Origin of the sequence: Seinonella peptonophila (assembly GCF_900129355.1) — a bacterium.
Lineage (GTDB): Bacteria > Bacillota > Bacilli > Thermoactinomycetales > Thermoactinomycetaceae > Seinonella > Seinonella peptonophila.
Window position 1 is genome coordinate 48,910 of sequence record NZ_FQVL01000009.1, and the last position, 24,870, is coordinate 73,779.

Genomic DNA, 24,870 nt, shown 5'->3' on the forward strand with positions numbered 1-24,870 from the left:
ATGACCAGTTAAAAGAGCTGACTTTGTCTACAAATGAGTGTTAGCAAACATCAATTGATGGATAAGTCAAGTGAAAAGCGAACGAACATCAATTGTTATATGGTAAATGTTCGTTTTTTATTGACTTCAACTGTGCCACTTGTTACACTAAAAAGCGAGTGATCTTTCTCATATATACTCAGGAATGGGAAACTTAAATTTCCTGTCTATGAGAAAAGTCGCCTTTTGGGTCCGTAAGTCGATTGCCTAATCGGCGGATTTTCCTGCTGACAGCTGGAGTCTGCTGCTTAGGCTTTTTTTCATGAATATGAATCAAGGTGAAAGGTTGCATGATATCGGATGAAAGAACAGCCTAAAGTCGCCGTGATTATGGGAAGTATCTCTGACTGGGAGACGATGAAGCTAGCATGTAAACAGTTAGAACTACTTGAAGTAGCGTATCTAAAACAGGTTGTTTCAGCTCATCGTACACCAGATGAAATGTTTCGCTTTGCTGAACAGGCGGCAAATAAAGGAATCGAAGTAATCATTGCTGGTGCAGGCGGAGCAGCTCATTTACCTGGTATGGTAGCTGCAAAAACTGTCTTGCCAGTAATAGGAGTTCCGATTAAAAGTTCTACTTTAAACGGACTCGATTCATTGTTATCAATCGTCCAAATGCCTGGTGGTGTTCCCGTTGCAACAGTTGCGATTGGCGCTGCCGGAGCTACAAATGCAGGTTTGTTAGCAGCTCAAATTTTAGCAATTTCTGATCGTACATTACGTAGTCGATTGGAAGCACGTAGAGAAACAACACGGCAAGAAGTAGCAGGAGGGTATGATTTCGATGAGTAAGGAAGTATCGTTGTTACCAGGTATGACAATAGGAGTATTAGGTGGCGGTCAGCTTGGGAGAATGGTGATGTTAGAAGGACGAAAGCTGGGTTTTCGCTTTATCACCCTTGATCCTGCTGAAGATTGCCCTGGTTCGCAAGTGGCGGATGACCATATTGTCGCTGCATATGATGACTTACGGGCTGCGGAAGAATTAGCGAAGCGAAGTGACATGGTAATCTATGAATTTGAAAATATTGATCCATCGGTTGTCAAGCGCATTGAAACCTTAACAACTGTGCCACAGGGAAGCGAGTTATTAAGAGTGACTGGTCATCGTTTGCATGAGAAACAGATGGTTTCAGCAGCAGGCGTACCGGTGGCTGAATATCGATCTGTAGAGACACGAACGCAGTTTAGCCGCGCATGGCAAGAGCTAGGTTTACCTGTGGTCCTAAAAACGGCTACAGGTGGATATGACGGAAAAGGTCAATGGATGATTCGAACAGAAAAAGATTTGCATACCTTACCAGATGATCTTTTTGAGAATGGACAAGAATTTGTTTTAGAACAGCTTGTGCCTTTTTGCAAAGAGATTTCAGTCGTTGTAGCAAGAAATAAGCAAGGGGATATCAAGGCATTTCCCCCAACAGTGAATCTCCATCGCAATCACATCTTACATCTCTCGCTTGCACCCGCACCATTATCGCCGGAACTATTGAGCCGAGCTCAACAGCTAGCGAAACAAACGGCAGAACACTTACAAATGGTGGGGCTATTAGCTGTTGAGATGTTTCTTCTACCTAATGGAGATTTGCTTGTAAATGAGTTAGCACCACGACCGCATAATTCTGGACATTATACATTTGATGCTTGCAGCACATCACAATTTGCCCAATTTTTACGTGCAGTTTTAGGTTTACCGCTTCATGAGGCGAAATTAAGACAGCCTGTTGCAATGGTGAATCTCTTAGGTGAACATCATGCTGCATTTGAACAGAAATTTTATCAATTCCCAACGGACGTGCAGATTCACTGGTATGGAAAAACCACAGCAAAAGTGGGGCGGAAGATGGGACATCTCACAATATTAGGTGATTCAACGCAGCAGGTGATGCAACGTGTTGAGGAGCTAGGAATTTGGTCTAATCTAACTGAAGAAGAGAGATCGATTTTGTTTACTGAAACAGCCATATCTTGAGGAAGAGGGATTTAAGTTATGATTGAACGTTATTCAAGACCAGAAATGAAGCAAATATGGACTGATGAAAATCGTTTTCAGGCTTGGCTAGAGGTAGAGATTTTGGCTTGTGAAGCATGGTCTGAATTGGGTGTCATTCCGCGCGAAGATGTCATAGAAATTCGTAAAAAAGCTCGTTTTGATATCAAACGCATCGATGAGATTGAGCAAGAGACACGTCATGATGTTGTTGCTTTTACGAGAGCTGTTTCTGAGTCTCTTGGTGCAGAGTCTAAGTGGGTGCATTATGGTCTAACATCCACAGATGTTGTTGATACTGCACTCTCCTATCTATTGCGGCAAGCAAATGAAATATTATTAAAAGATATTGACCATTTAATCGAGGTCATTCGTGAGAAGGCAATGGAGCATAAATATACAGTAATGATGGGTCGAACGCATGGTGTTCATGCTGAACCGACTACATTTGGCATGAAGATGGCGCTTTGGTATATGGAGATGAAGCGCAATCGTGATCGCTTCGTTCGTGCAATGGATGAGGTGCGTGTTGGCAAGTTATCTGGTGCGGTCGGAACATATGCCAATATTGATCCATTTGTAGAGCAATATGTATGTGAAAAGTTAGGATTAGCAGCGGCGCCGATTTCGACGCAAACTCTGCAAAGGGATCGTCATGCTGAATATATGGCGACACTAGCCTTAATTGCTACATCACTTGATAAGTTTGCAACGGAGATTCGTGGATTGCAGAAGAGTGAAACGCGTGAAGTGGAGGAAGCATTTAAGAAAGGACAAAAGGGTTCATCTGCAATGCCCCATAAACGAAATCCAATTGGCTGCGAAAATATTAGTGGCTTGGCCCGTGTCTTGCGCGGTCACATGGTTTCAGCATATGAAAATGTTCCGCTCTGGCACGAACGGGATATTTCTCATTCATCAGTCGAGCGCGTCATTTTACCTGATGCAACCATTCTATTAAATTACTTACTGCGACGTTTTGCTGGCATTGTCAAAGAGTTAACAGTCTTTAAAGAAAACATGCTGCGAAATATGGATCGTACATTTGGTCTGATCTATTCCCAACGTGTGTTACTCAGTTTGATTGATAAAGGACTGACCAGGGAAACAGCATATGATACTGTGCAACCCTTGGCGATGCAAGCATGGGAAGAACAAGTACCATTTCGTTCATTAGTGGAAAAAAACCCACAAATTCAACAATACCTCACTATGGAAGAAATCGCTGATTGTTTTGATTATCGTTACCATTTATCACAAGTAGATACGATCTTTGCTCGATTGGGATTGGAGGATAACTGATGAAACCACTTTACGAAGGAAAAGCGAAACAGCTTTTTGCCACAGATGACCCACAGCTCCTTCGTGTACAATATAAGGATTCAGCGACTGCTTTTAATGGAGAAAAAAAAGCGACATTGTCTGGCAAAGGTGAACTAAATAATCGCATTACTTCGCTCTTCTTTGAGTACTTACGCGAACACGGGGTAGAGAATCATTTTGTAAAACGGCTATCAGCAACTGAACAACTTGTAAAGCGTGTAGAAATTATTCCATTAGAAGTCGTTGTTCGCAATTGGGCAGCCGGTTCATTAGCAAATCGATTAGGTCTTACAGAAGGGACTCCATTTAGCCAACCGATTGTAGAGTTTTATTACAAAGATGATGAGTTAGGTGATCCCCTCGTAACCGAAGATCATATACAGTTGCTAGATATTGCGACTCCAGAGCAGTTGATCGAAATGAGACAAATCAGCCTACGTGTCAATCAGCTATTAATTCAATGGATGGATGAGCGTGGGATTACATTGGTAGATTTTAAGTTGGAGTTTGGAATAGATGCAGATCAAAAGTTGTTACTAGCCGATGAGATATCACCAGATACTTGTCGATTCTGGGATAAAGCAAGTGGAGAAAAGATGGATAAAGATCGTTTTCGACGGGATTTAGGGCGAGTGATTGAGGCATATGAAGAAATATTGACACGTTTGGGAGGAAGAGCGGATGTATAAAGCGATCATTACAGTAACTTTAAAAGAGAGTGTGCTAGATCCACAAGGAGTAGCGGTAAAAGGCTCCCTTCATTCACTTGGTTTTACAACTGTTCAGGATGTACGAATTGGGAAACAACTTGAGGTTACCATTGATACGGCAGAACGGGAGCAAGCACAGCAACAGACAGAAGAATTTTGTCAAAAATTATTAGCAAATCCTGTCATCGAAAATTACCGTTATCAATTGGAGGAGATGAACTAATGCGTTTTGCTGTTGCTACATTTCCTGGTTCCAACTGTGATCTGGATTGTGTTCATGCAGTTGAAGATGTATTAGGCGCCCCCGTTTCGACTGTTTGGCATCAACAGACAGACTTGGATGAATTTGATGCGATTATATTGCCTGGCGGTTTTTCCTATGGGGATTATCTACGAACAGGGGCATTGGCCCGATTTTCTCCAGTTATGGAGAGTGTAGTGGCGGCTGCCAAGCAGGGTAAGCTGGTGATAGGGATTTGTAATGGTTTTCAGATTCTTTGTGAGGTTGGACTATTACCTGGTGCGTTAATGGCGAACGACCATCTGCAATTCCGTTGCGCAACACCAGAGCTCGTTGTTGAAAATGCAGATACGCCTTTTACACAGGATTATCAGTCAGGAGAACAGATTCAAATTCCAATTGCTCATGGTGAAGGAAACTATTATTGTGATGAACAAACTTTGCAAGAATTAGAAGAGAATAGGCAAATTCTCTTTCGATATAACAGTGAAAATCCGAACGGTTCAACAGCAGGGATTGCTGGAATCATTAATCGAGCAGGCAATGTATTAGGGATGATGCCTCACCCAGAGCGAGCGATTGTCGATTGGATGGGTTCAGCTGATGGTGCCAAGATTTTTACATCGATGCTTCGAAATTGGGAGGAAAGATAAATGGTCTATTCGTTGCCAACAGAACCAAGTCCAGAGCAAGTTCGTGAACAATCTCTATACCGGGAGATGGGATTGGCGGACGATGAGTATGAGCAGATCATCGGTCATCTAGGGCGCTTGCCGAATTGGACTGAAGTCGGCGTTTATAGTGTCATGTGGTCTGAACATTGTAGTTATAAGAATTCCAAGCCGCTTCTTCGTAAGTTTCCTACAGAAGGACCTCGTGTCTTGCAAGGTCCTGGCGAAGGTGCAGGCGTGATCGATATTGGGGATGGACAAGCAGTTGTATTTAAGATAGAAAGTCATAATCATCCTTCTGCTGTCGAACCGTTTCAAGGTGCTGCGACAGGAGTTGGTGGAATTATTCGCGATGTCTTTTCGATGGGTGCGCGTCCAGTTGCACTACTTAATTCATTGCGTTTTGGAAGTTTGGACAATAATCGTGTGAAATATTTATTTGAGCATGTCGTTGCTGGAATCGCTCATTATGGCAATTGTATCGGCATTCCAACAGTAGGTGGAGAAGTTGTTTTTGATCAGTCTTACGAAGGAAATCCTTTAGTTAACGCTATGTGTGTGGGACTTCTGTCACATGACCAATTGCAAAAAGGGATCGCAAGTGGTGTGGGCAATTTAGTGGTATATGTGGGAGCAAGCACTGGTCGCGATGGAATACATGGAGCTACATTTGCTTCCGTTGAATTGAGTGAGGAATCTGAAGAGAAACGCTCTGCTGTTCAAGTTGGCGACCCATTTATGGAAAAGCTATTATTAGAAGCATGTATGGAAATGGTTGAGCAGGAGTTACTAGTTGGAATTCAGGATATGGGAGCTGCTGGGTTAACCTGTTCAAGCGCAGAGATGGCAGCTAAAGGGACTTGTGGTATGGAATTAAATCTAGACCGTGTTCCACAGCGAGAAACAAACATGTCCCCTTATGAGATAATGTTATCTGAGTCCCAGGAACGGATGTTATTAGTGATCGAAGAGCAAAATCTCGCACGTATTGAAGCAATTTGTAAAAAATGGGGCTTACAATCAGCAGTGATCGGACAAGTAACCAAAGGTGATCGGTACCAAGTCTATCAAAAAGGGGAATGTGTTGCAGATATCCCTGTGATGACCTTAGTTGATGATGCACCAATCTATCATCGTGAAGAGAAGATCCCTGCTTATTATACAGAAATGAAAGAGATCAATGATACTGATCAACTGGAAGGGCATAATCCAGAGTCGCTTTTTGAACAATTAATCCAATCTCCTAATCTAGCAAGTAAGCGCTGGGTTTATCAACAGTATGATCATATGGTAGGAACCAGTACAGCTGTTTTACCTGGATCAGATGCAGCGGTGGTAGTGGTTCGTGGCACAGATAAAGCGTTGGCAATGAGTACGGATGGCAATAGTCGATATGTCTATCTTAACCCTGAACAAGGGGGGAGGATTGCAGTAGCTGAGGCTGCCCGCAATGTGGTTTGCGCTGGTGCAGAGCCGTTGGGTGTAACAGACTGTCTAAACTTTGGAAGTCCTGAAAATCCTGATATTTACTGGCAATTATCAAAAGCGATTGATGGTATGAGTGCTGCTTGTCACACGCTGAAAACACCAATTGTAGGTGGAAATGTAAGTTTATATAACGAGAGTGGCGATCAAGCGATCTATCCGACTCCTGTTGTTGGCATGGTTGGTCTAATTGAACAGCGTGCACATATTACAACGCAAACATGGAAGGGAGCAGGGGAGCAGATTTATCTGCTAGGTGAAACCCTAGCTGAGCTAGGTGGTAGTGAATTACAGTATGTGGTGACAGGTCAAGTGAGCGGTCAACCTCCTGTTTTAGACTTAGAAAAAGAAAAAAGTTTACAGACAGGATTGTTGGCGATGATTCGCCAAGGAATTGTGACTGCCGCACATGATTTAGCTGAAGGTGGGATAGCACTCGCTTTGGCTGAATCGTGTATGGACAGCGGTCTAGGTGCCGAGATTACCTTGTCGTCACCTCATTCACATGTGACTGCTCTCTTTAGTGAAAGTCAATCGCGTGTACTTGTGTCAGTCAAAAAATCAGATATGGAAAAATTAGAGCAACTAGCTGCGAAATATCAGATTCCATGTACTCGAATCGGTGAAGTGATTGAGCAAGAAAAGTTATTAATTGAAGTGAATGGGGAAGAAGTAATAGGTCGTTCGATTCCTGATATCAAACAACTATGGGAGGGTGCCATTCCATGCAAGATGAAAGCATCTTTGACGAATTAAAAGAGGAATGTGGTGTGTTTGGGGTTTTTGGTCATCCAGAGGCCGCCCTCTTAACTTACTATGGTCTACATGCCTTGCAGCATCGTGGGCAAGAGAGTGCAGGAATTGTTGTTTCCGATGGAAACTTTCATGTTCATAAGGGTGAAGGGCTTGTTACCGATGTCTTCAACGTGAAATCTTTAACGGAATTAACAGGTCCATTTGCAATTGGTCATGTTCGCTACTCAACCACAGGTGGAACAGGTCTGCATAATGCACAACCCCTTGTTTTTAACTATGCTGGCGGCGAGCTTGCCATTGCGACAAATGGCAATTTAGTCAATGCAGGGTTGATTCGAGAAAAATTAGAGAAGAAAGGTTCCATCTTTCAGACTACTACGGATACAGAAGTAATCGCCCATCTGATCGCTCGTTCAGAGACTGATTCCTTAGAAGAGGCAGTAAAAGAAGTGCTACCACAGCTAGTGGGTGCTTATGCACTATTGATCATGACCAATGATCAGTTGATTGTTGCTCAAGATCCGCATGGGCTACGTCCTCTTTCGATGGCGCTTTTAGGAGATGCATATATTTTCTCCTCTGAAACGTGTGCTTTTGACGTAGTGGGTGCTGAGTTTTTACGAGAAATTGATCCTGGTGAGCTGCTTGTCCTTGATACAAAAGGTTTTAAACAGACTCGCTTTGCTGCACCTGCTGAAAAAGCAGTCTGTTCGTTTGAGTATGTTTATTTTGCACGACCTGATAGCAATCTAGGTGGTGTAAATATACATGCGGCTCGCAAGCGGATGGGACGACGCTTAGCTAAAGAGGCTCCAATTGAGGCGGATGTTGTAACAGGAGTGCCTGATTCCAGCATTTCAGCGGCAATTGGATTTGCCGAAGCGACAGGTATTCCATATGAGCTTGGTTTAATTAAAAATCGTTATGTAGGGCGTACTTTTATTCAACCAAGCCAAGCATTGCGTGAACAAGGTGTGAAGATGAAGCTAAGTGCAGTGCGGAAAGTGGTAGAAGGAAAGCGTGTTGTGATGGTAGATGATTCTATTGTTAGAGGAACTACGAGTCGTCGGATCGTTACGCTATTACGTGAAGCGGGTGCAACAGAAGTTCATGTTAGGATTAGTTCGCCACCAGTAAAAAATCCCTGTTTCTATGGCATTGATACGCCAACGCGTGATCATCTAATCGGCGCCTATATGTCAGTGGAAGAGATTCGCAAAGAGATTGGTGCGGACACGCTTACATTTATCAGTACAGAAGGACTCGTTTCGTCGATTGGTCAGCAAAGTGATGATGGAAAACAAGGACATTGTCTAGCCTGTTTTACGGGTGAATATCCAACCTTGTTGGAGGATCAATTAGTTGTGGAGGAACAAAAATGAGCGATGCATACAGAGCGGCAGGTGTTGATATTGATGCTGGTAATGAAGCCGTAGAGCGTATGAAAGCACATGTAGCACGTACCAGACGACCAGGGGTTCTGGGTGAGTTGGGCGGATTTGGAGGCTTATTTGCTTTACCGACAGGCTATCAAGAGCCTGTCTTGGTTTCAGCTACTGATGGAGTCGGTACAAAGCTAAAAGTTGCTTTTGCTCTCAATCAACATTCAACGATTGGTATCGACTGCGTAGCAATGTGTGTAAATGATTTGGTTGTTCAAGGCGCACAGCCACTATTCTTTTTGGACTACTTGGCGACAGGAAAATTAGAGCCTAAGCAAGCCGAACAGATTGTAAAAGGGATTGCGGATGGGTGTGTTGAGGCTGGCTGTGCATTAGTTGGCGGAGAGACAGCAGAAATGCCTGGTATGTATACAAATGGAGAATATGATGTAGCAGGTTTTGCCGTTGGTATCGTTGAACGAAAACAGGTGTTAGATGGCAGTCAAATCAAACCTGGCGATGTGCTGATTGGGCTTGCTTCGAATGGCTTGCATAGCAATGGTTTCTCATTAGCGAGAAAAGTTTTACTTGAGGATCGAGGATTTACTTATGCTGAACCAGTTCCTGCTAGTAACCAATTATTAGGAGAAGCACTTCTCACACCTACACGCATTTATGTAAAAACCTTCCTTGCCTTGCAAGAACAATTCCAGATCAAGGGAGGTGCGCATATTACAGGCGGAGGACTGGTTGAGAACTTGCCAAGAATATTACCAACCGGCTGCGCTGCTGAAGTAAGAGAAGGCGCTTGGGAGGTTTCACCTATTTTCCAATGGATTCAACATATCGGAAAAATCTCCTTCGAAGATATGGTGCGTACTTTTAATATGGGGATTGGCATGGTATTGGTTGTCCCAGTCGAAGAGGCAGACGAAGTGTGCAGAGCGGCGGAAGAATTAGGAGAAAGAGCGACTAGGATCGGTCAAGTAGTCGCGGGACAGCAATCTCAATTTGCCTGGGCGAAAAGGAGGTAAAAACAATGGGTATTGCCGTTTTTGCCTCTGGCAATGGTAGTAACTTTCAGAGTTTGATCGATTGCTCAAACAAAGAGAATTGGGAGGTGCCCATTTCTCTACTTATTTGTGATCGTCCAAATGCGAAAGCAATTGAGCGAGCGCAAGCAGCTAAAGTTCCTTATCGATGTATCAATCCGCATGATTTTGCTGACAAAGTTCGCTATGAGCAAGAAATTGTAAATACTTTAGAAGAATATCAAATTAAATGGATTGTTCTAGCTGGATATATGCGAATCATAGGAGAAACCATTTTGAATCCATTTATTGGAAAGATCGTCAATATTCATCCTTCACTTTTACCAGCATTTCCAGGGAAACATGCTATAGAAGAGGCTTTTACTTATCCTGTGAAAATTACAGGGGTGACAATTCATTTTATCGATGAAGGCATTGACACAGGTCCGATTATTGCGCAAGAAGCAGTTTCAGTTGATCCAGATGATACCCTTGCCTCGCTGGAAGATAAAATTCATCGTGTTGAACATCGACTCTACCCGAAAATTGTTCGAAGTTGGGTTGAAGGAAAACTATAAAAGAGTCGACATGGAGTGTTCAAGACGATTACTCCGCTTGTTAAGAGAGTTAATAACATTTGGGTAGTGAGGGAAGAAATTGTGGAGTCAATATTTCGAGGCGCCTTGAAGACATCTAAGCAGCATGAATTGAAGTCGAAGCGTGAAATATTGAAACCAACACGGAGTCTACACAATATATATCTAATATAATTTGGAGGTATATGATATTCATGCAAATACGTCGTGCATTGATCAGTGTATCTGACAAGACGGGAATTGTCTCATTTGCTCAATCTTTAGCAGAACAAGGTGTGGAAATTATTTCTACAGGAGGGACACGTCGAACGCTTGAGGAAGCCGAAGTGCCAGTGATTAGCATCTCAGATGTGACAGGTTTTCCTGAAATCTTAGATGGTCGAGTCAAAACGCTTCATCCAAAGGTACATGGAGGTTTATTAGCCGTTCGTGATCTTCAGACCCATCAGCAACAGCTTCAAGACCAAGCGATCACACCAATTGATCTGGTTTGTGTCAATCTTTATCCTTTTCAACAAACGATTGCAAAGCCAGATGTCGATTTTGCGGAAGCGATTGAAAATATAGATATTGGCGGCCCCTCAATGGTTCGCTCTGCTGCGAAGAATCATCGTTATGTAACAGTAGTCATTGATCCAAATGATTATGCGTTCGTGATCCAGCAGCTCAAAGAGAACGGTGGCACGGATGAGGCACTTCGTCGTCGTTTAGCTGCTAAAGCATTTGGACATACCGCTGCCTATGATGCTTTGATCGCTGACTACTTAAATCGACAAATTGATGAGCCATTTCCCGGGCAATTGACATTAACCTTCCAAAAACAACAAGAATTGCGATATGGGGAAAACCCACATCAACAAGCCGCTTTTTATCGGGAACCACTAGCAGGAGAAGGCTTACTTGCCACCTGTGAACAATTGCAAGGAAAAGAGCTTTCATATAATAACATAAGTGATGCAAATGCAGCCTTAGAACTGGTACGTGAGTTTGAGCAACCCACTGTCGTTGCAGTAAAACATATGAATCCTTGCGGTGTAGGCAGTGCTGATACAATTGTTGAGGCATATCGCCTTGCCTATGATGCTGATCCGATCTCAATTTATGGAGGAATTATTGCTACAAATCAAACTGTAGATGATGAAACAGCCGAGCTGATGAGTCAGATTTTTCTTGAGATTATTATTGCTCCTGAATTTACGGAGGAAGCTCGCCAAATTTTAACGAAAAAACAAAATTTGCGTCTGCTTCGTTTAAAAGGAGAAGTTTCAACTGTTCAGCAACATAAAGTCGTTTCTGTTGGCGGTGGATTGTTGATTCAAGATGTGGATCAACATGAAATAACAAGAGAAGAGTGTCAAAATGCAACAAAACGAGCGCCTAGCAAACAAGAATGGGCAGATTTGCTCTTTGCTTGGAAAGTAGTAAAGCATGTAAAATCAAATGCTATTGTACTTGTGAAAAATGGACAAACGATTGGAATTGGAGCTGGACAAATGAATCGTGTTGGAGCAGCTAAAATCGCCATTGAGCAGGCTGGAGAGCAAGCAAAAGGAGCTGTTTTAGCATCAGATGCCTTTTTCCCGATGAAAGATACATTAGAAGTAGCCGCAGCAGCGGGAATTCGTGCCATTATTCAACCTGGAGGTTCTGTTCGTGATCAAGAGTCAATCGATGAAGCAAATAAACATGACATAGCTATGGTGATGACAGGAATTCGTCATTTTAAACATTGAGATCTATGTAATCCAATCAGACCGAATTGATCTTTTATAATCAAATAATATTTCGTTATAGAAAGGAAGTGTCACATTGCGTTTACTTGTGATTGGAAATGGTGGGCGTGAACATACATTAGTATGGAAGTTAAAGCAAAGTCCCCTAGTAGAAGAGATCTTTGTTGCTCCTGGAAATGGAGGGATGGAATCTTTTGCAACTTGTATTAATTTAAATCCAACCGATATTGACGAGTTACAGGATTTTGCAATGCAAGCTGAAATTGATATGACGATCGTAGGACCAGAGATACCATTGATTGCTGGAATTGTTGATCGCTTTCAAGAAGCGGGATTAACCATTATTGGTCCAAATCAAGCAGCAGCGCAAATTGAGGGTAGTAAGCGGTTTGCAAAGGAACTAATGGAAAAATATCAGATTCCGACAGCGCGGTATCGTGCATTTACAGATGCAAACAAGGCAAAGGATTACATAAAGATCATAGGTGCACCAATTGTAATCAAAGCAGATGGGCTAGCGGCAGGTAAAGGTGTTATTGTAGCGCAAACCGTTACAGAGGCAGAAGAAGCGATTCATGACGTAATGGAGAAAAGAATATTTGGTGAAGCTGGTAATGAGGTAGTAATTGAAGAGTTTTTAGTGGGACAAGAAGCTTCATTAATGGCATTTGTCGATTCAAGTGGGATTCAGCCAATGGTTATCTCCCAAGATCACAAACCTGTATATGATGGGGATCAAGGACCGAATACAGGAGGAATGGGGACATACTCGCCTGTACCTCAGATTCCATCACAAATTGTCGAACAAGCAATTGAGGAGATATTAAAACCAACGATTGCTGGATTAAAGAAAGAAGGGATTCAATTTCAGGGAATTCTCTATGCAGGTTTGATGATCACTGCAACTGGACCAAAAGTGATCGAATTTAACGCGCGATTTGGCGACCCTGAAACGCAAGTCGTTTTACCACGATTAAAAACAGATCTTTTAGAAGTTTTCAAAGCAATGAGTGAAAATCGAGTGGCTGATTTATCACTTGATTGGAATGAACAAGCAGCGGTTTGTGTTGTCATGACATCAGGAGGCTATCCCGAAGATTATGAAAATGGGAAAGTGATCACTGGATTATCTTCATCCGTCCAATCAGACCAATCAATGATTTTCCATGCTGGTACAAAACGATCAGAAACTGGAAAAGTTGTGACAAATGGCGGTCGTGTCCTTGGTGTTACTGCGCTTGGCGAAGACCTTGCTTCAGCTCGTGAACAAGCATATCAGTTGGTCGAGCAAATTCACTTTGAAGGTGCCCATTATCGGACAGATATTGCCAATAAAGCATTAAAATAAAGTATTGACCAACTCCCCACATATGACATGTGAGGGGTTTTTCATCTCTACATAGAGAAATTCAACTTCATTTGATCAGTCGTCAAATTGCTGGTTGCATGATTGTAACAATTCTCTCAATTTTTTTTTGATCGAGATTTTAGAATATGTTTTCATTGTGAACATGTGTGTTTGAACATGTTTGATCTAGTGTAATATTCGCCTGGGTACCTAGATCGAACTCAAAAGTAGGCCACTATGATCACTTCATAGAGTCCACAGCTTGGAAAACGGATTCGACATAGGAAGGAAGCCATGTTCTCCACTCCTGCCATGATCCGTCTGCGAATCGCTGCTGCCATCAGTTGCCTTTCGTTTGAAGTCGGTCTGTCGGCAAATCCGATTGTCAGTTACCTCAAAAAATTAGGGTTACACGATACAATATGGATGATCATGGGCGCTTCGCCCGCCGGAGCCATCGTGTTCTACCTGATCGGTGGGCGTCTTACGAATCGATTCGGTGGAAAGCGTGTAGCCCTGTGGTCGCTGCCTCTCATGGTTGTCATCACCTTCTGTACAGGGATGGCACAGGATACCTCAGAGTTTGTCGTGGTACGGTGGATTCATGGGGTTACCTATGCCATGACCTTTCCACCGCTCTACACCTTGCTGGCGGACAGCCTCGAAGCTCTGCCTGAGAAAAGGGCGTCGCGCTATCACAGCATAGGAAATGGTGTCGATGCCCTTGCTGTTATCCTCGGCTACTGGCTCGGACTCGTACTATTGCAGTCTGGGCAAAAAGAGTGGTGGATCGGAATCGGTACGGGTCTGACCGCCTTGCCGGTTCTTCTCCTGTATCGGATTGCTCTAGGACATCAGCAAGGACGCCGAGTCGGGGATTCTGTATCCCATAAGAAAACGCCTATTTACTTGAACAAGGGAATGAAACGGGTGGTACAGGTCGCTGCAATTTCTGTCGGTTTCTTCATCGTCAACCGGGTGACACTCACCTTCCTGGAGCAGTATGTCGGTGGGAGAGCTGGTCCGATCCTGGTCATTTCCACTGTCGTCAATATATTGACCTCCCTGTGGGTCGATAAGTGGGCAAACAGCAAGGGAAACTTTACCACGCTCCGAATTGCCGTGGTGCTGCTGGTTGGATCATTGCTCTTAACCTGGGTGAATCGACAGTTCAACATGATTGCAGGACTGACCTTGTTGGTCATCGGTGCGATTCTTCAGGGGGGTTGCTAGGCGCATCTGCGCTTTCTGTATCTACGATTTGTTCCGATTGATACCATCGGAACAACGTGGATCAGTGATGGCCATACGCTCTCTGATGGCCGAGGGAGCGACCCTGATCGGTAATGTGTACGGGGGACAGATGGAGAAGCGCTTCGGCGTTGAGTCCTTGTGGCTCCTGACGATCCCCTGGACACTCTTTTCTTTGTTCCTCATCAGGAGAGGGAGAACGTGACTTTCCGTGAAAGGCAACTGGCAGACCCATTTGGGTCTGCCAGTTTGCTATTCAAGCTGTAATCTATACAGATGTTTGGAAATCAACAAGTGTTGTGCATTCAAAGTTGCCTGTATGGTGGGCTATGTTCTATTCACTCGTCTTTTATATGTAACTTTTAGGTTACGATAAAATCCCGGTTCTCATGAGAGACCGGGAAATGAGCGTCAAAACGAATTGCAATCACCCATCCACATATATGAGGGTGAATTGGTCGAAGAAACAATCTATTTAAAGAGCAGGACTCTTCCCTTTAGCTGAAGACGAAGTATGTCTGCACAATGAGACATCGGGCTAAAGCTAGCGAGATTCTAGCTTTTTCCGATGATATTGATAAGTATGTGTTAGCCGATCTTCGTCGTTTCTTTATCCCCTTGAATGCTCATTGCTTCAATGGGAATCTCAAACCACCAAGCGCCATCATCACGGCGAATCGGTTTGAATCCAGCTTTTTTTAAGGTTCGCGCAACAGTCCAACTAGCTGTATACACTCTTGCAAGATTGGTGGATTCATCAAATTGGATCACTGTCTCTTTTTCCGCTTCACTAAGCGCCATAGTTATTCTCACACTCCCTAACCGGTAGTTGGTTGATGGTAAACGAACTTTTGTTCTGACCTGTACTCCATTCTACCATTTTTTTTTGATTTTGCCACCCTTGTATTCAAAAAACTTATACTAGTTTTTTCGACAAGAGGCAACAAGAACCTCTTTTTTTTGAAAATTAGTTGCATTTTCTGTTTATCAGTCATATTTCATCGATATTTCCAGAGAGTTACAGGTTCTGATAATCCTTTACCTTCTGCTTGGGGCTGTCAGGTCAACGAAAAAGGTATACAATCTGCAGTTCATCCAGAAAGGATGGAGAAAGCGCTTCCTTCTATGATATAGCAAATTTTTTACTTAGAATAGAACAGGTATAAAGCAAACAAAGTTCTATGAAAAGTGCTAAAGCCTCTTTCGCTGCAAATTGGTTGCTTATGGCATTCCCTTTCTATTCTGATACTAAACCACATTTCGCAGATATATTTTTAATTTTAGAAGTGAGACAGAGTATCTCAGTAGCAATTATACTAAAAAGTCTGAAAAAACACAATGATATTAAAGCTGCGTCACTGCTGAATAATGTATCAGTAGTTAGTAAAAATTTATTTTGTAGATGGTTGGTTGCTATTTTAGTAATCAGAATGGACTGATAGCATGTCTGATATCTGCATCTGAGTTTTTAGGTAACATGGAATTGGATTTGCCAGTGAAATCAAGAGGAAGCAACACATCCGGATCATATGTTCGATTATATAAAAAAAGATTGCGAAACGCAACCTTTTAAGGATTACAAAGCAAACATATATTTTTATCACACGATTTATTTATATATTCCATAGGGGATTTATTAATTCGACATATTTTTCAATGGTGATCACAAATGATTACTCTGGTTGATGGTTTAGTGAGATCAAGGGGTCTTTTTTCTTAAAGAATGACGCAAAGCCTTTTGTATTTTTACCGAAGAGGGCGAGCATTGGGCAATATCTCATAATCCCTTCAGCTACTTTCATTGCTGATAAGAAAGCAGTTGTCCATGGGAAGCGACGACGACGATTTGTTCGTGCAATGCAATAGGCAAGTCCCATCAGTCCTAGGGTAATTCGTAACATCGCATCACAGCGACCTACATTTTTTTTCATTCTTTAACTCCTCCTACAAATTCATCATTGGACATTCATTAGTATGTCTTTTTTTGATTGGAGCATGAGAGTGAAAGTTTGGAAACAAATTGAGGGCGAATAAGTAAATTTATGGTATGTGATCGTCAGTCGACATCATCGAATACGAATCAAACGAATAAAGAACTATAGATACAAAAGCTTGTCTTGCGTCCACATCAACAAAGCGATAACTTCCAAGGATATGAATCTTCGAAAGATAAAGGATGAAAATGGAATAATCGCATCTTGTTCAAACCATGTTATAATAGATCAGATTGTCAGTCATGATCGATGCTTCTAATCGGTTCTTTTGGGGAATAGGAAGAAGGATTTCTTTTTTCTTTCTCGTCGTCGCATAAATCTATTTCTAAGTATGTATTTTTTAAAAATTTACATAGATTTGTATGCAGATGACTTATCTTGTATAAAAAAGGGAGTACTACTCTTGAAACTAGAATTGAATCGAAGTATTATCGTAGGCCTGACACAGCTCTTATACTTCTCCATACTCTTAACCCCTTTTCTACCACCTGTTGCATTGGTTTGCATTGGAATGCTTACTTTCTTTCATTTTAAGGGGAAATGGAATATCAAAGGCTGGCCCGAACGGATTTTTATCGGTTTTGCCCTCTTATCATGTATTAGCTGGTATTTTAATCCTTCGTGGTTTGATAATGGAATTCCAATTGGACTTATCTCAGTCTCGATGTTTGTTCTTTACTTTCTCTTGACCGTTTGGATTCGGCAAGTTGTGCAGTGGTCATGGGAAGAAGTACAACAGATGTATATTCGTTTCTGGCTGGGCGGGCTTTTTGTAGCGGCGATTGTGATTATTCAACAAGTTGATTGGCCGGTCATTAATGAGAATACATTTTTAAAACATCTACTCGATTTTTATAGTCATTATCGATGGCAATCGGAAAACTCAGTTCGCAGTGTAGGAACAGCAGGCAACTCTAACTTAGCTGCTGCGATGCTAATTTGTTTTGCGCTGATGAGTATTTATGCTTCTTCCGTGTTACAAAAGATGTGGCAAAAAGTTGCTGCCTTTGGTGCACTTGCTGTATTCTGTATTGCTATCTGGTCAACGGGATCACGAGGAGCTTGGGTGGGTTTGGTGATCGGACTGATTGTCCAAGTTTGGATGACAGGTCATCGTAAGCGCACAGTGGCTCTTACATGTCTACTTATTGTTGCTGTTATCTTTTACCCTGATTTAATCCCTAGAAACGATACTTTGATGAGTACATTTTTTGTCCGATTTAAAGTATGGTCAACAGCATTTGAAATATTCCGAGAACATTGGCTGGTGGGAGTTTTACCATTACATTTTGGACAATTATTTTTGGAAAAAGCCGGTTTCTATGTATTTCATGCACATAATGTGATTCTAGGTGTAGCCAGTGAATTTGGTATTATTGGTCTGATGTTGTTTGTTGCGCTAGTCTTGATGACAATCAGGAGAGCGCGTCATTGGCGGAAAGCAGCAGAGACAAAAGAAGAGAAGCGATTAGCAGGGATGTTAATTTCACAAACCATTGCGTTGTTGGGACATGGGATGTATGATTACCCTATTATTTCCCCACAAGTCGGACTGATTTTTATGTTAAGTGTCATTATTATTCATACGCAGTCAGATCGAATTAGTAAAGAATTATCATTGCCAGAATCAAAAGAGATTCAAGATTTCCCAGCAATCGATTATAAGTGGGTTTCATCTCTTTTCATATTTTTACGAGAGTTTTGGAAGATCAAGAGACTGTAAGGCAAGGAGTGAAACAATTGGCACGAAAGAAGAAAAAGGTAAAAATACAACGCGTTGCTGCTGTAAATGCAGAACAATTGTTGATGAGGGACTTATCACGTACTGCGCTTTGGATCGCAATAGGAGGAGTGATCGTGGCAGTTGTGGGTATTGTGTGGAATCAATATTTTTAGACAGCCCAAACACTCGAATCCGACCAATGCAAGTTTGATCTCACTTTACACAATGGTTGGATAGAGTGCTGGGCTTTTTATTTATTCATGGTTTGCAATGATTTATTAGCAGTTTGGAGCTTATGCATTTGGTCGGGGTCAGTAATGACTGTGCGTGGATAGGCGATCTGAATGCCATGAGAATGGAGGATCATTACAGCTTCTCGACGCATCTGACGCTCAAGTTTCCAATAATTGTCCGGTACACAGAGGGCGGTAATCGTAAATTGAATTCCATTTGGATCAATTCTCGTCACACCCATAACCTCTGGTTTTTCAACTAAGTCTTCTTTATGGTCTTCATATACCTTATCACATATTTCTTCGAGTGCTTGATTCACAATATCTAAGTCAGACTCAAAGGGAACTGTAATCGGAATGATGGCCCTCATTTTTTCTCGGTTGTAGTTTGTGACTTGTGTAATTGTTCCGTTAGGAAGATAGTGCAGTCGTTGATTAAATTCACGAACTTTTGTAATACGCAGACCTACTTCTTCTACTGTTCCGTTTATACTTCCATTTATTTGTACATAATCCCCTACTTCTAGTTGGCTTTCAAAGATCATAAAAAAACCAGAGATTACATCACGAACTAGGTTTTGGGCGCCAAAGCCAACTGCAAGACCTATAATACCTGCACCTGCAAGAATAGGTCTTGGATCAAAACCAATTTGAATCAATATGCTCATCAATGCAATGAAATAAATTAAATAATGGGAGACGGATTTTATCAACTTTCGCAATGTATGAGCTTTATTGCTTTCCATCTTACCAAGATCAAAGAACTTATCTACAACTCGATCGATGATTTTGATCACAATAAAGGTGATAAGGATAATCATCAATATTTCCCCTAAAGGGATTAGGAGTTTTTCCACTGGGTGTTCTCGAACTTCCTTAAAAAAGTTTACCAAACTGTTCCACATCCCCTCTAGGAAAGGTTTTTGTGGCTTTGTTGATTCTGCTATCGTTTCTGGTTTTTTCTCTTCAAGTTTAAAGTATTCGGTGAGTGTGTTCGCAGCCAAGATGATTCAACCTCCGAGTGCCTTTTGTCACACATCATGACGAAAGTAGACGCTCCACTTTTTTCTCCAATTGTGTCCGACTTACCCAGCCTACATATGAATTGATTGCTTGGTATTGATGATCAAGTAGCACAACGGCAACAAAAGGGAAATGTTTCTTATGATGATAACGTACATCGAGCCATCGGATTTCGTATCCATAAGGTCGATTAAATAGAATGGGGTAACCATAAGATGTAAATGAAAGAAATGCTTGAATCGTCTCTGAACGCTTGGATGCTTCGATTGCGGGGTGATTGGTTTCTTTCATCAATATCTGTCCTGTCCAGATTAATTGACCTTGTCGAATTTCACCCATGCGCACACGGTCATTTTGCTTGAGTACTACATTCCAGCGCGTCCAGCGATATGTAGGTGTAATAGTGAATCGTCCCTCTTCTTGAGTATGTGCTTGTACCCAAGATTGAAGGCGTTGATGGGTAATAGTTCGCCAACCGATATAGAGTATCATGATTAAGTAGATTATCGCAAATATAATTCCTGGATTAAATAGATGAAAACTCCAAAGTAGAATACCGACTAAGTGAAGTGTAAAGATAAATGGATCAAAGATGTTGATAATGTTCCATGAAATCCATTTTTGGGAGAAAGGGCGAAGTGCCTGTGTGCCATAAGCGTTGAAGAGGTCGATAAAAATATGAATTGCAACTGCTAACCATGTCCAAAGCCATAAATGTGTAGCGACCGCAGTCGGAAAAATTAACAGTAGTCCAGACGTGATTAGGATCGGCCACAATAAAAGCATAGGTAAAGAGTGGCTGAATCCACGATGTTTTCTTATATAGAGACTATTTGAGAAAAGACGATAAATCGTATCAGAATCAGGAGCCTGGGAACCAATTACGGTACCTGCCAAGACTGCTGTTGCTGTTTCTGTATGACCCATTGATGGGTCTAAATGAGCCAGTCCAAAAAGACCAATTCCCATAACAAGGTGGGTGCTTGTATCCATTGTACCCTCCAACATTTGACATTCATGTCTAACTTGTCAACAAAAGATTCATTTTTTTATTTCATATCGAAGGTTTCTTTAGCCTGATTTGAACCAGAGCTTATTTTCCAAATGTGGATGTTTTATGAAAGTCTAGCAGATTTTAATAAAGAAATGTAGACCTATTTTCGTTATGCGTTTTTTCTGTTACGATACCCTCATATGGATATATTTCCATCATACCATTTGTAACTAAGAAGAAAGAAGAGATAACTTATAATGGAATAAGTCTAGACTGAAGAAAAAACCTAACGAGCTGAACTTATAATGGATGAAGTCATTCTCTGTTATGCAACAATCAAAGATGGCGTTTGACCCCATAGTCAGCAAATAGGGGGAATGAAGGATAAAGCAAGAGGCATTAGAAAATGAACTGATTATGGAAATTCAAGATCGATTACTTACTTGGTATCGAGAAAACCGTCGCGATCTACCTTGGCGTAAGGATAAAGACCCATATAAAATCTGGGTATCAGAAATTATGTTACAGCAAACAAGGGTTGAAACAGTTATTCCTTACTTTAATCGTTTTGTCGAACAGTTTCCTACACTACAACATTTAGCTGAAGCAGAGGAAGATGAAGTATATAAAGCTTGGGAGGGGCTTGGATATTACTCGCGGATTCGTAACCTCCATTCAGCAGTAAAAGAAGTTCAGAGCTCATATGGGGGATATGTGCCATATGAACCAAAGAAGATGGCAAGATTAAAAGGGGTTGGGCCCTATACATTGGGGGCGGTGTTAAGCATTGCCTACGATCAAAAATTACCTGCTGTCGATGGCAACGTGATGCGTGTTCTCTCTCGATTATTTGTCCTTACTGATGATATTGCAAAACCAAAAACAAGAAAAAAGATTGAACAATTGGCGCTTCAATTGATTCCAGAAGAAGCACCTGGCGATTTTAATCAGGCTTTGATGGAATTAGGAGCTACTATTTGTGTTCCTTCATCACCACGTTGTTTACTCTGTCCTCTGCAACAAGCATGTCAGGGATTAGCAACTGGACAACATGATGAGCTGCCTATTAAGACCAAGAATAAAGCGCCATTAAAACAGAAGATGGTGTTCCTTTTGATTCGAGATCAGAATAAATTATGGGTGGAGAAACGCCCTGATACTGGTTTATTAGCAGGTTTTTGGTCTTTGCCTACCATCGAGAGGGATAAAGGTGAATCAGCGATTGATGCCGCTATTCGATGGGGGGAATTGCATGGCATTTTGTTAAGGAATGGTAGACAGGTTGGAGAGTTAGAACATATTTTTACCCATCGTCATTGGAATATAGAGGTTCTAGAAATGGACTATTTGGGAATAGAAAATATGTACAATGAAAATATTTCCTTATGGACTTATGAAAAATTTTCAAATTCTACTCTCGCAAATGTATACCGAAAAGCATTAAAGTTTATATAATGTTTACCATAACAATATAGGGGAGAGAGATGGGTGGAAGAAAAACCAAACAAACACCAATCGAAGAAAGATGAACCTGTTGAACGTTTGGAAAAAACTGATGGTGATAAGTTAGAACATCAACCCCAGCATTCCCCGCTCAATCAATCAACGTCATCTTCTACAGAGAAGTTGGAAATCTCTGATGATGATCAAGAAGTAATTGATCATGATTCGATTGAAACGAGCGAGCTTTCGAAAGAGGAAATAGCCAATGAAGGTCTGTCAGTTGACCCTACTGCTACTACTCAGTTACCAATCATCAATGAGTTAGAGGTAACAGATGAAACATTAGACCCAACCAAGCAAGAAAAAATGACGAACCGTCCGTACAAGATACAAGTAGATCAAATAGCAGAAAAAGAGAATATGGATGAGGCAGGAAAGTCTAAGTTAGTTCAGAGAACGTCTTCAAGTGCTGAAATTAATGTAGAATTATCGGAACATAATAAAGAAGAAAAATTGGAATTTGATGGGAAGTCTAGCGGTGATTTAGAAAAAACGATTCCATATACGAAGGACGATTTGCAACAAAAGACTGAACAGAAACCAGCCAATCCAATAACCACACAGCAAATTTCTAGGAATAATCGTACAAAGCAGGCTGAGGTTCAGCAACCCCAGCTTCCGATCAAGGAATCACATTTTCCTAAGAAACGGTTTTTATGGGGTCTTCTTTCATTCTTGTTATTGGGTGGAGCCCTTGCCATTATCTTTGGTCCTGATCTATTTGCTCGTGAAACAAATCCAAATCAACAGAAGCAAACAGCTGTCAAGCAAGATGATCACTTAACTTTAACCTTCCAAGGAAAAACATTTGACTACGATTTACAAAAAGCAGGTTATGATGGAAAAAATCTTCAATCGATTAACCAATCCGCTTTGCGCACATGGCTGGATCAAGTAAAGAAACAGGTCGATCACCCACCAGTCAATGCTTCAGCCAAGCGACTTCATGCAGAAATAAAACCTGAGGCGTCAGGTTGGTATATGGATACCGAAAAGGTAGAAAGTTGGTTAGAAAACCTCAAACCATATATAAACCATTCGACTGAGATTCCAATCATGAAGGTGGAGCCAACGGTAACCATTCAAGATATTGAGCAAGTTGACAAAAAGAAAGTTGGCTCATACACAACGAAATATGATGGCAACAACGCAAACCGTATGAATAATATTCGCCTTGCTTCTAAGGCAATCGATGGAATCATCCTTCTACCAGGTGAGAAATTCTCCTTCAACAAGGTAGTGGGAGAACGGACGGAAGCTCGTGGCTATAAGACAGCAGGTGTAATTGTAAAAGGGGAATTTAGTGAGGGGATTGGTGGAGGCATTTGCCAAGTTTCTTCAACCTTATTTAACAGTGTTGATCAAGCTGGTCTTAAAATTGTTCGTCGCTTTTCTCATAGTGCGACTGTTACTTATGTGCCACCAGGACGTGATGCAACCGTATCTTGGGATGGCCCTGACTTTAAGTTTAAAAATAACTTTAACAAACCCATCATGATTCGTATTCGTGTAGGTCCTAATTCGATGACAGTCGATACCTATACAGCACCTGGAGCTAAAGTTCGTCAGAAGAAAATTGTCGAAGCACCAAAAGCATTTACACAAGAAAAAGTCGTCAATCCAAATAAACCAACAGAAAATCTTCCTAAAGAAAAACAACAGTAAAATTGAGACCCATCCATATTTGGATGGGTTTTAAAATGGGGAGAAAAATCTGATTGTCAGGCATTGACACTAGTTTGACTACATCATCGAATTATTATATTTTTATTATTAAATAATAATAATTTTAAAAAAGGCGTGAATGTCATATGAAAATTCTCTCAGTCGAACTCACAACCACGCATATTTCCACATTAAAACAATTTTATATAGACCAGCTTGGTTTTTCACTTCAAACTCAATCCACAGATACATTTACTATGCTTGTGGGCTCAACCAGCGTTACTTTTATTTCAACGATGGCAGAACAAGATCCCTTTTATCATATTGCAATGAATATCCCCAAAAACAAATTACTTAAAGCAAAAAAGTGGTTGCTACAAAAGGGTTGTCCATTACTACCCACTCATTCAATTGAAAATGCAGGCATTCATGCTGATGGAGACACTGTTTTTTTTGATGCAGTAAATGCAGAGTCCATCTACTTCTATGATTCTGGTGGTAATTTGGTAGAGCTGATTGCACGTCAAAACTTGGAAAACGCTTCCACCAATCCTTTTTCAACTGATAGCATGCTCAATATTAGCGAGGTAGGGTTTGCATTTGATCAAAATCTACCGGAAGCTATGCAAAGCATCTGTTCACATTTTGATGTATTTCCATATACTGGTGACGAGAAAACGTTTCAAATATTAGGTGATGATCAAGGCATGTTTATCCTTGGAGATACATCACGTCCATGGTATCCAACTCAACGTCTCCCTGAAGTTCATCCTATTCGAATGACGATTTTGGACGAACAGTCAATAGAGTTACAACTCAAGCCATATCCCTATTTTATCCAGTCCATTCCCAATATAAAGTAAAGGCTTTTTTGCAAACGCTTGAACAAATATTTCTGGGATTTACCCAAGCGTAAATATTCAATTCATTTCCTATTAAATTATTATTTCAGTCTATGGGATTGGGTTTTTTATTCGATAAATCGGGAAATAAGAGAGCGTGAGTTTATTTATATTCGGCATGATTAGTAATAATTTTTCTATCATTTGTACAATGAAACATTCATTGCAAATCGAATCTTACTGGGTTAAACTGTAAAAGTTATTATTCTTCATCATTTGTTGATGAAATGTTTCTTTTCATCAGTCACGGCAATGATCAAATATTTTTATTGGA

General features: G+C 41.3%; 22 protein-coding genes. 18 read left to right on the top strand and 4 right to left on the bottom strand.

The window, feature by feature from the left end:
• Nucleotides 1-339: 339 nt before the first annotated feature.
• From purE to BUB71_RS13810, 13 genes are all read left to right on the top strand, one after another.
• Nucleotides 340-834 carry a 5-(carboxyamino)imidazole ribonucleotide mutase gene (purE, locus tag BUB71_RS13750; RefSeq protein ID WP_073155627.1) on the top strand — a complete coding sequence of 165 codons (495 nt, stop codon included), beginning with the start codon at nt 340-342 and terminating at the stop codon, nt 832-834.
• The gene (gene purK, locus BUB71_RS13755) at nt 827-2,014 is read left to right on the top strand and encodes a 5-(carboxyamino)imidazole ribonucleotide synthase (RefSeq protein ID WP_073155630.1); all 1,188 of its coding nucleotides are present in this window, start codon (nt 827-829) and stop codon (nt 2,012-2,014) included. The genes purE and purK overlap by 8 nt, the downstream gene beginning before the upstream one ends.
• Nucleotides 2,015-2,032: 18 nt before the next feature.
• A complete protein-coding gene (gene purB, locus BUB71_RS13760) occupies nt 2,033-3,334 on the top strand; it encodes an adenylosuccinate lyase (RefSeq protein WP_073155633.1) in 1,302 nt (433 codons plus the stop codon).
• Entirely contained in the window at nt 3,334-4,044 is a 711-nt protein-coding gene (gene purC, locus BUB71_RS13765; protein ID WP_073155636.1) for a phosphoribosylaminoimidazolesuccinocarboxamide synthase, read from the top strand. The genes purB and purC overlap by 1 nt, the downstream gene beginning before the upstream one ends.
• Entirely contained in the window at nt 4,037-4,288 is a 252-nt protein-coding gene (gene purS, locus BUB71_RS13770; protein ID WP_073155639.1) for a phosphoribosylformylglycinamidine synthase subunit PurS, read from the top strand. The genes purC and purS overlap by 8 nt, the downstream gene beginning before the upstream one ends.
• Nucleotides 4,288-4,959, top strand: coding sequence for a phosphoribosylformylglycinamidine synthase subunit PurQ (purQ, locus tag BUB71_RS13775; RefSeq protein ID WP_073155642.1), 672 nt, complete (start codon nt 4,288-4,290; stop codon nt 4,957-4,959). Before purS ends, purQ begins: the two co-directional genes overlap by 1 nt.
• The gene (gene purL, locus BUB71_RS13780; protein WP_073155645.1) at nt 4,960-7,218 is read left to right on the top strand and encodes a phosphoribosylformylglycinamidine synthase subunit PurL; all 2,259 of its coding nucleotides are present in this window, start codon (nt 4,960-4,962) and stop codon (nt 7,216-7,218) included.
• The gene (gene purF / locus BUB71_RS13785; protein ID WP_073155648.1) at nt 7,188-8,600 is read left to right on the top strand and encodes an amidophosphoribosyltransferase; all 1,413 of its coding nucleotides are present in this window, start codon (nt 7,188-7,190) and stop codon (nt 8,598-8,600) included. Before purL ends, purF begins: the two co-directional genes overlap by 31 nt.
• Nucleotides 8,597-9,634 carry a phosphoribosylformylglycinamidine cyclo-ligase gene (purM, locus tag BUB71_RS13790; RefSeq protein WP_073155651.1) on the top strand — a complete coding sequence of 346 codons (1,038 nt, stop codon included), beginning with the start codon at nt 8,597-8,599 and terminating at the stop codon, nt 9,632-9,634. The genes purF and purM overlap by 4 nt, the downstream gene beginning before the upstream one ends.
• Nucleotides 9,635-9,639: 5 nt before the next feature.
• On the top strand, nt 9,640-10,209 hold the full coding sequence (gene purN / locus BUB71_RS13795) for a phosphoribosylglycinamide formyltransferase (protein ID WP_073155654.1): 570 nt from the start codon (nt 9,640-9,642) through the stop codon (nt 10,207-10,209).
• A 212-nt stretch (nt 10,210-10,421) separates the two neighbouring features.
• Nucleotides 10,422-11,960, top strand: a complete 1,539-nt coding sequence (gene purH, locus BUB71_RS13800) for a bifunctional phosphoribosylaminoimidazolecarboxamide formyltransferase/IMP cyclohydrolase (protein WP_073155657.1) — start codon at nt 10,422-10,424, stop codon at nt 11,958-11,960.
• Nucleotides 11,961-12,036: 76 nt separating this feature from the next.
• Complete coding sequence (purD, locus tag BUB71_RS13805; protein WP_073155662.1) at nt 12,037-13,308, top strand: phosphoribosylamine--glycine ligase; 1,272 nt, start codon at nt 12,037-12,039, stop codon at nt 13,306-13,308.
• A 294-nt stretch (nt 13,309-13,602) separates the two neighbouring features.
• On the top strand, nt 13,603-14,541 hold the full coding sequence (locus BUB71_RS13810) for an MFS transporter (protein ID WP_073155666.1): 939 nt from the start codon (nt 13,603-13,605) through the stop codon (nt 14,539-14,541).
• Between the two features lie 606 nt (nt 14,542-15,147).
• On the opposite strand, the gene BUB71_RS13815 is transcribed toward BUB71_RS13810, so the two are convergent.
• Nucleotides 15,148-15,360, bottom strand: a complete 213-nt coding sequence (locus tag BUB71_RS13815) for a hypothetical protein (RefSeq protein WP_073155669.1) — start codon at nt 15,358-15,360, stop codon at nt 15,148-15,150.
• An 872-nt stretch (nt 15,361-16,232) separates the two neighbouring features.
• Nucleotides 16,233-16,490: a YgaP family membrane protein gene (locus tag BUB71_RS13825; protein ID WP_073155676.1), complete on the bottom strand. Its 258-nt coding sequence runs from the start codon at nt 16,488-16,490 to the stop codon at nt 16,233-16,235.
• A gap of 466 nt (nt 16,491-16,956) precedes the next feature.
• Here BUB71_RS13825 and BUB71_RS13830 point away from each other — a divergent pair, with 466 nt between their 5' ends.
• Together BUB71_RS13830 and BUB71_RS19645 are read left to right on the top strand one after the other, a co-directional pair.
• Nucleotides 16,957-18,276 carry an O-antigen ligase family protein gene (locus BUB71_RS13830; protein ID WP_073155679.1) on the top strand — a complete coding sequence of 440 codons (1,320 nt, stop codon included), beginning with the start codon at nt 16,957-16,959 and terminating at the stop codon, nt 18,274-18,276.
• Nucleotides 18,277-18,293: 17 nt separating this feature from the next.
• Nucleotides 18,294-18,449, top strand: coding sequence for a hypothetical protein (locus BUB71_RS19645; RefSeq protein ID WP_175552372.1), 156 nt, complete (start codon nt 18,294-18,296; stop codon nt 18,447-18,449).
• Between the two features lie 77 nt (nt 18,450-18,526).
• Here BUB71_RS19645 and BUB71_RS13835 read toward each other — a convergent pair whose 3' ends face one another.
• Nucleotides 18,527-19,513, bottom strand: coding sequence for a mechanosensitive ion channel family protein (locus BUB71_RS13835; protein ID WP_084731567.1), 987 nt, complete (start codon nt 19,511-19,513; stop codon nt 18,527-18,529).
• Nucleotides 19,514-19,547: 34 nt separating this feature from the next.
• Complete coding sequence (locus BUB71_RS13840; protein WP_073155682.1) at nt 19,548-20,525, bottom strand: metal-dependent hydrolase; 978 nt, start codon at nt 20,523-20,525, stop codon at nt 19,548-19,550.
• A gap of 418 nt (nt 20,526-20,943) precedes the next feature.
• On the opposite strand from BUB71_RS13840, the gene mutY reads away from it, so the two are divergent.
• From mutY to BUB71_RS13855, 3 genes are all read left to right on the top strand, one after another.
• Entirely contained in the window at nt 20,944-21,981 is a 1,038-nt protein-coding gene (gene mutY, locus BUB71_RS13845) for an A/G-specific adenine glycosylase (protein WP_084731569.1), read from the top strand.
• Nucleotides 21,982-22,014: 33 nt separating this feature from the next.
• Complete coding sequence (locus tag BUB71_RS20020) at nt 22,015-23,694, top strand: VanW family protein (protein ID WP_073155690.1); 1,680 nt, start codon at nt 22,015-22,017, stop codon at nt 23,692-23,694.
• A gap of 146 nt (nt 23,695-23,840) precedes the next feature.
• Nucleotides 23,841-24,557, top strand: coding sequence for a VOC family protein (locus BUB71_RS13855; protein ID WP_073155693.1), 717 nt, complete (start codon nt 23,841-23,843; stop codon nt 24,555-24,557).
• The last annotated feature ends 313 nt before the right edge of the window (nt 24,558-24,870 follow it).